The organism is Salimicrobium jeotgali (assembly GCF_001685435.2).
Classification (GTDB): Bacteria; Bacillota; Bacilli; order Bacillales; family Halobacillaceae; genus Salimicrobium; species Salimicrobium album.
Map to the genome: position 1 here is coordinate 2,687,446 of NZ_CP011361.2, position 11,280 is coordinate 2,698,725.

The following is an 11,280-nucleotide window of genomic DNA, read 5'->3' on the forward strand; positions in this document are numbered from 1 at the left end:
GTGATAGAATGATAATAAAGACAGTATTTCTCTTACAGCAAAGGATGATAGGAACATGAAAATGAGAAAACGCAACAATGTTCAGATATACGGAAACGGCACGACCCCGATCATTTTTGCCCACGGTTTCGGGTGTGACCAGCATATATGGGAATACGTCATCCCCGGTTTCTTCGACATGTATCAGGTTATTCTTTTTGATTACGCGGGTTCCGGCAACTCCAGTGCGGGCTCCTACTCCGAAGAGCGCTACAGTTCCGTCGACGGCTATGCAGAAGACGTCATCGGCATTATGGAAGAGATGGCTCTCACGGATGCAATCTTCGTCGGACACTCTTTCAGCGGCATGGTCGGCCTGAAGATCGCGCTTGAACGCCCCGAACTTCTGCGCTCGAACATCATGCTCGGTGCTTCTCCCCGTTTTCTTAATGAAGACGGCTATAAGGGGGGTCTTGAAGAAGAAGATCTGGAGAAGCTTCTCCAAATGATGGACAGCGATTACCGGAAATGGTCGAAATACATGGCCGAGCTTTTTCTTGAGGAGATAGACGCACCGAAAATGAAAGAAGAACTGGAGGAGATGCTGGCCGATCAGTCTCCGGAGGTCACCCGTTCTTTTGCCGAAGTGGCGTTTACGCTGGATATGCGGGAGAAACTGAAAGAAAACACCGTACCTTCCCTGCTCCTTCAGTCAAAAAAGGACTCCCTCGTCCCGCCTGCGGCCGGTGAATATTTACGGGAACACCTTCCTTACAGTGAATCCGTCATGCTGGATGCAAAGGGGCATGCTCCTCACCTCAGTCATCCGCAGGAAGTGACCTCTTTGATCTTGGACTACATCGAACAGAAGCTGTGGAAAAGCAGCTGATTAATAATTTACGGAGAAGGCAGGCCCAGTACTGTGAGAAGGGTCTGTCTTTTGTTTATACATACGTATTCGGGGAAAACCGGAAAATTCCTGTCAAAAAAATCGTTACTGTATACAGTAACGATTACTTCCGGACTTCTCCGAATATATATGCGCGTTTATTTTAAAATATGGCGGAGGAGGAGGGATTCGAACCCCCGCGGGCCGTAAAGCCCCTGGCGGTTTTCAAGACCGCTCCCTTCAGCCGGACTTGGGTACTCCTCCGTGTGACCGACAATTAGTAATATACCACGCCTCCCGGCAGGCGTCAATAAAATTTCGGCAATTCGCCGCCGAAAATAAAAAACCGCCTTCTCCCCCTGAACACGAGCCCGTGCTTCAGAAAGGAAAAAGGCGGCCGTATGCACACAACCCGTTACTTGATGACTTCTTTGCCGCCCATATAAGGACGAAGAACTTCAGGAATGACGACCGTGCCATCCTCCTGCTGATAATTTTCGAGGATAGCTGCTACCGTACGGCCGATAGCGAGCCCCGAACCGTTCAATGTATGCACGAATTCAGGTTTGCCGTTCTTCTCCCGGCGGAAACGTATGCCGGCGCGGCGGGCCTGGAACGCTTCAAAGTTGGAACAGGAACTGATTTCCCGATACGTTTCATAGCTCGGAATCCAGACTTCGATGTCGTATTTCTTAGCAGCCGTGAACCCGAGATCTCCCGTACACATGCTCATTACCCGGTACGGCAGTTCAAGCATCTGCAGAATCTTTTCCGCATGTCCCGTCAGTTCCTCCAGCCGCTCATAGGATTCCTCCGGTTTCGACAGCTGTACGAGTTCCACTTTGTTGAACTGATGCTGGCGGACAAGTCCCCGCGTGTCCCTTCCGGCAGAACCGGCTTCGGAACGGAAGTTCGTACTGAAGGCGACCAGTTTTTTCGGAAGCTCGTCAATCGGCAGAATCTCGTCACGATGATAGTTCGTAACCGGAACTTCGGCGGTAGGGATCAGGAAGTAGTCCCAGCCCTCAAGTTTAAACGCGTCTTCTTCGAATTTCGGAAGCTGGCCTGTACCCGTCATCGAATCACGGTTTACGATTTGAGGAGGAAGCATTTCCTCATATCCGTGCGTATCCGCGTGATGATCCATCATGAAGTTCAGCAGGGCCCGCTCCAGTCTTGCTCCTGCCCCTTTATAGAAAACGAAGCGGCTCCCCGTCACTTTGGCGGCGCGTTCGAAATCCAGAATACCGAGGTTTCCTGCCAGGTCCCAGTGTGCTTTCGGTTCGAAACCGAAAGATGTAATGTCCCCCCAGGAACGGGTCAGAACGTTATCGTCCTCATCACTTCCGACCGGCGTACTTTCGTGCGGAATGTTCGGAATGGACAGAAGGATCGTCTGCAGCCTCTCTTCCGTTTCCTTAAGCTCCCCGTCGAGCGTTTTGATGCGTTCCCCGACTTCCTGCATTTCTTTTATTTTTTCGTCGGCATCCTGTTTTTCTTTTTTCAGCTGGGAAATTTCTTTGGATACCTCGTTCCGCTTCGCTTTCAACTCTTCACTTTCCCTGATCAGTTCTCTTCGTCTCGTATCCAGTTCCTCAAAGGAATCGAGTTCCGAGAGGTCTTCCCCCCGCTCCCGCAATTTCTCTTTCACTTCCCCGAAATTCTGTCTTACATATTTTAAATCGAGCATACGTCATCCTCCTCTGTTTAATGTATAACATCAGTCATTAAAAAAAGACTCCCATCCCTTTGTAAAAAAGGGACGAGAGTCTGACTTCCCGCGATACCACCCCGGTTGAAGAGCAGCTGCTCTTCCGGCTCGACCTCCGTAACGGGGAGGATCCGTCCTGGCTCATCACCAGACGCTCCGGGATGGATTCTCATCAGTTTTCTGTCAGTTTTCACCGGGCACTGACTCTCTTTGAAGAAAAGCTGATGATACTTATTCCGTTCATAGCGTTTTTCTATTTACTTATTATACAGATTAGCTCATTCCCGCTCAGGATGCAAGCGTGCGCTTAGAATTTTCCACCATACTCACGAAATGAGCAGTAAGACGGTGGTCTTTCGTAAGCTCCGGATGGAAAGAACAGGCGAGAAGGTGGCCTTCCTGCGCTACGACGATGTGATCGTCATAAGTGGCCAGAACTTCCGTCTTCTCCCCGACCCGTTCAATGTAGGGCGCCCGTATGAAGACGGCATTGTAACCATCCGCGACGCCTTTGATATCAAGATCGGTTTCGAAGCTATCCCGCTGTCTTCCGAAAGCGTTTCGGCGGACACTCATGTCCATAAGACCGAGATGAGCGTCATGGGAACCGTCAATTTCCCCGGCAAGTAAAATCAGACCGGCACAGGTGCCGAATACAGGCTTTCCCGCATTTGCAAAAGCGCGGATCGGCTCAAGAAATCCGTATTGATCGATGAGGCGGCGCATCGTCGTACTCTCCCCACCCGGGATGATGAGACCATCGATCGTCTCAAGCTGTTCTTTACGTTTTATGATTACCGCTGTCGCTCCGGAAGCCTCCACGGAGCGGATATGCTCCCGGAAGGCTCCCTGCAGAGCAAGTACACCGATAGTAGTCATGAGGCATTTCTCCTTTACTTATTCACTGCGCTCCTGCATGCGGTCAGTCGTTTCGTTCATCTCTTCGCCTTTCATCGCAGTACCGAGACCTTTGGAAATCTCCGCAATCAGCTTGTAGTCGTCGTAATGAGTCGTCGCTTCCACGATAGCCCGGGCAAACTCTTTAGGACGGTCGGATTTGAAAATACCGGATCCGACGAATACGCCGTCCGCACCAAGCTGCATCATAAGAGCTGCGTCTGCAGGGGTGGCGATACCGCCTGCTGCGAAGTTTACGACCGGAAGACGGCCTTCTTCCCGGATCTCAAGCAGAAGATCGTAAGGTGCACCGTTCTCTTTTGCATAAACCATCACTTCGTCTTCGTCCATCGACTGAAGGCGGCGGATCTGGCTCTGCACTTCACGCATATGACGGACCGCTTCCACAATATTACCGGTACCCGGCTCCCCTTTCGTACGAAGCATGGAAGCACCTTCCGCAATACGGCGGGTCGCTTCTCCGATATTACGGCAGCCGCATACGAATGGAACCGTATAGCCGTCTTTTTTAATGTGGAATACTTCATCCGCAGGAGTAAGTACTTCACTTTCATCGATATAATCGACGCCCATCGATTCGAGGACACGCGCCTCGGCGATGTGACCGATTCTCGCTTTTGCCATTACAGGAATCGACACGGCGTTCATCACTTCCTCAACGATCGTAGGGTCCGCCATTCTCGCAACCCCTCCGGCCGCTCTGATGTCGGACGGTACGCGTTCAAGTGCCATAACCGCAACAGCTCCGGCCTCTTCGGCTATTTTCGCCTGTTCCGCATTTACGACGTCCATGATGACGCCGCCTTTCTGCATTTCTGCCATACCTCTTTTTACAACATTCGTTCCTGTTCGAGCCATGTTGATTCCTCCCTGTTCTGTATCTATATCCATCGATTATTGCAATTTTCTTTACTATTTTAACGCATTTTTCCCGTCAATCCTACCATTATCAACCATCGTTATCAGAAAATTAATCAAAACCAGCTTTTGACCGTATCGACGGCTCCTGTGAACATGTTACCGAAGAAGTTCCCGACATTTCCGAGAGTGAGCATGAACCAGTTCGACTTCTCCACTCCGGTCGTAGTCACAAGCGGCACGGAGGGGGCCCCTCCTTCGATAAGGTTGGCTTTCTTCCCTTCCCCTTCATACACCAGTTTCGCTTCCCCGACTTTCTGACCGGACTCGACAGGTGCCGTAAGTTCCTCTTCCTTCAGGGAGTATTCAAGAGAATAGGAGTCTTCTTCTCCCTGTTTGACCATCGCAGAAAGAGCTTTGCCCGTTTCGACGGAAACATTGTCCTCTTTTCCTTTTGATACCGGAACAGAACTTTCACCTTTCTTCTGGTGTCCGGCTGCAAACAGTTCCTTCGTCTCAAACTGATCGAAACCGTAATCGAATAACTTGGCCGTTTCCCGGAAACGGGCTTCCCGGCTGTCCGTTTTCATAACGACGGAAATAAGCCGCTGTTCTCCCTGTTTAGCTGTACCGGTAAAGGTGTTGCCGGCTTTCTCCGTATAGCCCGTTTTCAGGCCGTCGACCCCTTCATAGCCGAAATCGGAAAGATACCCAGGCATGTCGGGAATCATCCAGTTCCAGTTCTGAATCGTCTGACCGTCGAACTCGGCTGTACGCGTGCCGGAGATCTCGAGTGCCTGCGGATAATCGTTGACGAGATGATACGCAAGGGTAGCGGTCGCTTTCGCCGACATGAGATTATTCTCATCGGCCCCCGTCCCCTCCGGCACGTGGTCACTCAGGTCACTGTTGGCGAGGCCGGTGCTGTTGACGAATTTATAGTCTTCCATCCCCAGCTCTTCCGCCTTTTCGTTCATCATCTTGACGAACTCTCCTTCGGAACCTGCAATAAGTTCTGCGAGAGCAATGGAGGCTGCGTTATCGGAGTTGATCGCCATCGCTTCATAAAGCGAACGGACGGTGTAGTCCTTGTTCTGGGTCATCCCCACTCCGGAAAAGGAGGGATCTGCCGAAATACTGTAAGGGTAGTCGGAGATCTCGGTGGTGGTGTCCCAGCTGATACTTCCGTCCTCAATCGCCTCCATCACAAGATACTCCGTCATCATTTTCGTCATACTTGCCGGCGGCAGAGCCTGTTCTGCTTCTTTCTGAAAAAGTATATCTCCCGTATCAGCATCCACAAGGATCGCTGATTCCGCTTCCGTCTCCACTTCCCGTGCCATAATGTCCGCGGGAGCAAGAAGGGTTGATGCTATAACGAGTAACGTTAATATAAGTGCTGTTTTCCATCTTTGCATTACTATTTTCGACCTCCGCTGTATATAAATTTACGCTCTACAATTTTACCACACCCCCCTGTAAAAAAATAGACGCGGGTGTACCCTCTGACTGTAAAAATATGAAAAATCAATAAAATTACATAAAAATAAAGAGAGACTCTCTGAAAAATCAAAGAGCCTCTCCTGTGATAGCCTATGTCGGCAGTTACACCGAGTAGTTCGGTGCTTCTTTTGTAATCTGAACGTCGTGAGGGTGGCTTTCGCGCAGACCCGCACCCGTAATTCTCGTGAAGTACGCATCGTTTCGCAGTTCCTGGATCGTCTTCGTGCCGCAGTATCCCATACCGGAACGAAGACCGCCGAGAAGCTGATGGACAGTGTCGGCAAGTGGGCCTTTAAAAGGAATACGGCCTTCGATGCCTTCGGGTACGAGCTTCTTCGCTTCGCTTCCGCTCTGGAAATAGCGGTCTTTCGATCCCGCTTCCATTGCTCCGACCGAGCCCATACCGCGATATACTTTAAACTGACGGCCCTGGAAAATTTCCGTATCGCCCGGGCTTTCTTTCACCCCGGCCAGCAGACTGCCGAGCATAACGGCGGAACCGCCGGCAGCAAGAGCTTTCACGATTTCCCCGGAGTACTTGATCCCTCCGTCGGCGATGATGGACACGCCGTGTTTCTCCGCTTCTTCAGCGCAGTCGTAGATAGCGGTTATCTGAGGGACCCCGACACCGGAGACGACCCGCGTTGTACATATGGAACCGGGGCCGATACCCACTTTTACGACGTCCACGCCCGCTTCGATCAGATCGCGGGTAGCTTCTTTTGTAGCCACGTTACCGGCGATGATATCGACAGATGGATAAGCTGCACGGATTCTTCTCACCTGTTCCATCACGCCTTCCGAGTGTCCGTGAGCGGTGTCGACGACGAGAGCGTCCACGCCTGCTTCCACCAGTTTTCCGATACGCGTCATCGCATCAGCCGTTACGCCGACGGCGGCGGCTGTAAGAAGGCGGCCCTGGTCGTCTTTTGCCGCATTCGGGAATTCAATCACTTTTTCTATATCTTTAATAGTGATCAGACCTTTAAGCGTGTTGTTTTCATCGACAAGAGGGAGCTTTTCTATCTTATGTTTCTGCAGTATGTGCCCCGCTTCTTCGATTGTAGTTCCTACCGGAGCCGTAATCAGATCTTCGCTGGTCATCACTTCGGAAATCCGCAGGGAGTAGTCTTCCACAAAACGCATATCCCGGTTCGTAATGATGCCGACCAGTTTTCTTGAAGTGTCGTTGTCCACGATAGGGACGCCCGATATTCTATATTTGCCCATCAGATGTTCGGCATCGTACACCTGATTTTCCGGAGTAAGGAAGAAAGGGTTGGTGATGACCCCGCGCTCCGAGCGTTTGACCATATCCACCTGTTCCGCCTGTTCTTCAATGGACATATTTTTGTGAACGACTCCGAGGCCCCCCTGGCGGGCCATCGCGATAGCCATCGAAGCTTCGGTCACCGTGTCCATGCCGGCACTTACTACAGGAATGTTCAGCTTCAGCCTGGAAGTCAGGTCAACGCTTAAGGATACGTCCCTCGGCAATACTTCCGACTTTCTCGGCATCAGCAATACATCATCGAATGTGAGTGATTCTTTTTGAAATTTATCTGTGCGCACGTCTCTCTCTCCTTTTCCCTCCCGAAGGAAGCTATCTTATATATTGTTATTTACAATAAGACATCCGCCGTCGTTTTTCAACCTGAAAAGTTATAAAGACGTCAATAAACTTCCTCCACGTGCAGTCCTTCATCTTTTAAAGACAGCAAAATCTGGCTGCGCTGCAGCCGCACCATGGGATGAGCCGGAGTTGAAGGATCGACGAACACTATGGTGGCCAGTTCTTCGTTGGAAAGTTTCACCGTCGTTCCTACGGATATACTGGCCAGATCTTCGACGAGCATTTTGATCACTCTCATATCGTATTTGCCGAACTGCTCTTTCTGGATTTCTTCGATCACTTTGAAAGGAGACTGTTTTTTACGGTAGGGACGCTCCGATGTCATCGCATGGTAAACGTCACTTACGGCGATGATCTGACTGTAGAAGTGGATTTTTTTCTGTGAAACCACGAGAGGGTACCCCGACCCGTCCAGCCGCTCGTGATGCTGAAGTACGGCGTATTTCACTTTCTTGCTCAAAACGGTCAGATCCTCGACCATCCGGTAGGAATGCACCGGGTGCTGGCGGACTTCAGCCATTTCCCCGGCGCTCAGAGAGCCCTTTTTCTTCAGTATTTCCGGGGAAATAAGCGCCATACCGGCATCACTCAACAGACCGCCGAGAGCAACCTGGATCCATTCCCCCTTCTCAAGACCGAGTCTCTGCCCGAGGTAACCTGCAATCAGGCCCATCGCTACACTGTGGTGGTGGATATAGTCGTTTTCACTGGAATAGTGGTGAAGTCTCAGGATTTCCTGACGGGCTTCGGATGCTTTGAACAGCAAAGGGAGGAACCACTTCCTTATTTCCGGAAGATCGATGCCCGAGCGGTTCCCCCATTTCGTGAACATACGTCTGTGATGATGGACCGCGCTCAAGTATTCTTCCCTGAACTCCTCGTTCACCGTCGCCTCCATATCTTCCGGTTCATAATGTTCGGATGCTTCCTCAAACGTCTCCCCGCTCGAAAGCCTGGAGGAAATCTCCACTTCCCGGATACGGAAAGCACGAAGAACGTTGATATGTATCGGATGAAGCACCGTATTCTCCGGTATGAGCGGACGCGAAGTTTTCCCTTCCACTTCTTTGATCAAAATACATCCCGGTATCAGTTCATTTACGCTTACCTGCATCTTTTTCCCGCCTTCCTAAGCATTCGGCCCACTTCAAAGAAAGGTCCTTTACTTATACTATCGACTTCTTCTCCTGCTATTTCAGTCAAAAAAGAAAAACCCCCGTCCGTTTATAACGGCGGGGGGATGAAATTGTTACTCCAGGCTCTCCGTCGAATCTTCAGAGAGTCCTTCTGTATCTTCCTCTTTCTCTTCTTTCATCGCTTCAAGACGGGCTACGGTCGACACCTCTTCGCCTTCCTGCAGACGAATGAGACGCACGCCCTGTGTATTACGCCCGGTACGTGACACACTGCCGGCTGCCATACGGATAAGGACGCCGCTGGCTGTCATAATCATAAGGTCCTCTTCTCCCGTGACCGCTTTCGTGGAAACGACTTTTCCGTTCCGTTCGGTGAGGTTACAGGTAAGGATCCCTTTTCCGCCCCGGTTCGTTATCCGGTATTCGGAAGCAGGTGTCCGTTTACCGAACCCTTTATCCGTAACGGTAAGAATCTCACGGTCATCTTCGACAAGTTCCATCGATACGACCCGGTCGTCGCTTCGGAGGGAAATACCTTTGACTCCGGCAGCTGTACGGCCCATGGAACGTATCTGGGTCTCAGGGAACCGGATAAGATACCCGTTTCTGGTAGCAATCATAATGTCTTTTTCTCCGTCCGTCATACGTACGGAAATGAGCTCATCATTTTCACGAAGGCTTAGGGCGATCAGGCCGCCTTTTCGTATGTTGGCAAATTTCGAAAGGCTGGTCCGTTTCGTAACTCCGTGCCTCGTAGTAAAGACGAAGTACCAGTCCTCCTCGAATTTATCCACGGCAATGACGTCGTTGATCCACTCATCATTTTCGATATTGAGAAGGTTGATGATCGGAAGGCCTTTCGCCGTTCTGCTGAATTCGGGAATCTCATACCCTTTAAGCTTGTACACTTTTCCTTTATTGGAGAAAAAGAGCACTGTACTGTGGGTGGAGGTCGAAAGCAGATGTTCCACGAAGTCTTCGTCATTCGTACCCATCCCCTGCACGCCACGGCCACCGCGACGCTGAGCCCGGTATGTGTCGGCCGGAAGCCGCTTCACGTACCCTTGATTAGTAAGAGTGACGACAATCGTCTCCTCCGGAATAAGGTCTTCATCTTCAATCATTTCCATACCGCCCATGATAATTTCGGTACGGCGTTCATCACTGAAGCGCTCTTTCAGTTCAAGAAGCTCTTCTCTGATGATTTCGAGTACGCGTTCTTCGTCGGCCAGAATTGCTTTTAATTCCTCGATTTTCTTAACGAGATCATCGTACTCGGAATCGATCTTCTCGCGTTCAAGCCCTGTCAGACGCTGCAGACGCATATCAAGAATAGCCTGGGCCTGCTTCTCGGAAAGCTCGAAGCGGGTCATCAGTTCTTCGCGGGCAACCTCTGTCGTCTGTGACTGTCTTATAAGCGTAATGACTTCATCCAGGTGATCGAGCGCCACTTTAAGACCTTCGAGAATGTGGGCTCTCGCTTCAGCTTTCTTCAGTTCATAAGCCGTCCGTCTGCGGATAACCACTTTCTGGTGTTCCAGATAGTGTTCCAGTGCCTGTTTCAGGTTCAGAACCTGAGGTCTTCCGTCGACAAGCGCCAGCATATTGATGCCGAAGGAAGTCTGGAGAGCTGTCATTTTGTAAAGGTTATTCAGCAGGACATTGGCATTAACGTCTTTCCTTAGTTCAATGACAATCCGCATGCCGTCCCGGTCCGATTCATCACGCAAGTCCGTAATACCGTCTATTTTCTTATCACGGGCAAGCTCGGCAATCTTTTCAACCAGCCGGGCTTTGTTCACCTGATAAGGGAGTTCGGTCACGATAATCTGGCTTTTGCCGTTCGATTTTTCTTCGATTTCCACCTTCGAACGTATCAAAATGGAGCCTTTCCCTGTTTCGTAGGCTTTTCGTATCCCGCTCAGTCCGAGGATTTGACCCGAAGTCGGAAAGTCCGGACCGAAAATATAGTTTTCCATCAGTTCCTGAACAGTTATGTTACGGTCCCGGCTCAGAGCCAGCACACCGTCGATAACTTCTCCGAGATGGTGAGGAGGAACGTTTGTGGCCATACCTACGGCAATACCTGCTCCCCCGTTCACGAGAAAGTTCGGAAAACGGGCGGGCAGAACGGCCGGTTCTTTTTCCGTGCCGTCGTAGTTCTCCTGATAATCAATCGTATCTTTCTGTATATCGCGCAGCATTTCCATCGAAATCTTGGACATACGTGCCTCGGTGTAACGCATGGCGGCTGCAGAATCCCCGTCGACGGATCCGAAGTTTCCGTGTCCGTCCACGAGCTCGTAACGGAAGCTGAAATCCTGAGCCATACGTACCATCGCTTCATATACGGCAGAATCCCCGTGCGGGTGATACTTACCGATGACGTCCCCGACGATACGGGCGGATTTCTTGTACGCTTTGTCTGCAGTAATGCCGAGATCGTTCATGGCATAAAGAATACGTCTGTGTACCGGTTTCATACCGTCCCGTACGTCCGGGAGGGCACGCGCCACGATGACACTCATCGCATAATCCAAAAATGAGGTCCGCATCTCGTTACTTATATTTATTTCATGCACGCGCGAACTGTCTGGCTGATCCACCATTTTGTAAACCTCCTAGAGAAACGAACTCTTATCTTTCCTTCGTC

Annotated in this window: 8 protein-coding genes, 1 tRNA gene and 1 other annotated feature; of the genes, 1 reads left to right on the top strand and 8 read right to left on the bottom strand. The window is 50.7% G+C overall.

Features of this window, described 5'->3' with window-relative positions:
• Positions 1–55 precede the first annotated feature (55 nt).
• Positions 56–868 (top strand): alpha/beta fold hydrolase, encoded by an 813-nt coding sequence (locus AAV35_RS13790; protein ID WP_008590258.1) that lies wholly within the window; start codon positions 56–58, stop codon positions 866–868.
• A gap of 171 nt (positions 869–1,039) precedes the next feature.
• Here the strand turns inward: AAV35_RS13790 and AAV35_RS13795 are convergent.
• From AAV35_RS13795 to gyrA, 8 genes are all read right to left on the bottom strand, one after another.
• Positions 1,040–1,132: transfer RNA gene (locus AAV35_RS13795), tRNA-Ser, on the bottom strand.
• Positions 1,133–1,283: 151 nt separating this feature from the next.
• Positions 1,284–2,558 (bottom strand): serine--tRNA ligase, encoded by a 1,275-nt coding sequence (gene serS / locus AAV35_RS13800; protein WP_008590263.1) that lies wholly within the window; start codon positions 2,556–2,558, stop codon positions 1,284–1,286.
• A 65-nt stretch (positions 2,559–2,623) separates the two neighbouring features.
• Positions 2,624–2,832 (bottom strand) — a binding site (T-box leader).
• Between the two features lie 35 nt (positions 2,833–2,867).
• Positions 2,868–3,458: a pyridoxal 5'-phosphate synthase glutaminase subunit PdxT gene (gene pdxT, locus AAV35_RS13810; RefSeq protein ID WP_008590267.1), complete on the bottom strand. Its 591-nt coding sequence runs from the start codon at positions 3,456–3,458 to the stop codon at positions 2,868–2,870.
• 18 nt (positions 3,459–3,476) lie between these two features.
• Entirely contained in the window at positions 3,477–4,355 is an 879-nt protein-coding gene (gene pdxS, locus AAV35_RS13815) for a pyridoxal 5'-phosphate synthase lyase subunit PdxS (protein ID WP_008590269.1), read from the bottom strand.
• A gap of 116 nt (positions 4,356–4,471) precedes the next feature.
• Positions 4,472–5,773 (bottom strand): serine hydrolase, encoded by a 1,302-nt coding sequence (locus tag AAV35_RS13820; RefSeq protein ID WP_008590272.1) that lies wholly within the window; start codon positions 5,771–5,773, stop codon positions 4,472–4,474.
• 187 nt (positions 5,774–5,960) lie between these two features.
• A complete protein-coding gene (gene guaB, locus AAV35_RS13825) occupies positions 5,961–7,430 on the bottom strand; it encodes an IMP dehydrogenase (RefSeq protein ID WP_008590274.1) in 1,470 nt (489 codons plus the stop codon).
• Between the two features lie 101 nt (positions 7,431–7,531).
• Positions 7,532–8,605: an HD-GYP domain-containing protein gene (locus tag AAV35_RS13830; RefSeq protein ID WP_008590276.1), complete on the bottom strand. Its 1,074-nt coding sequence runs from the start codon at positions 8,603–8,605 to the stop codon at positions 7,532–7,534.
• A 135-nt stretch (positions 8,606–8,740) separates the two neighbouring features.
• Entirely contained in the window at positions 8,741–11,236 is a 2,496-nt protein-coding gene (gyrA, locus tag AAV35_RS13835) for a DNA gyrase subunit A (RefSeq protein ID WP_008590277.1), read from the bottom strand.
• Positions 11,237–11,280 lie beyond the last annotated feature (44 nt).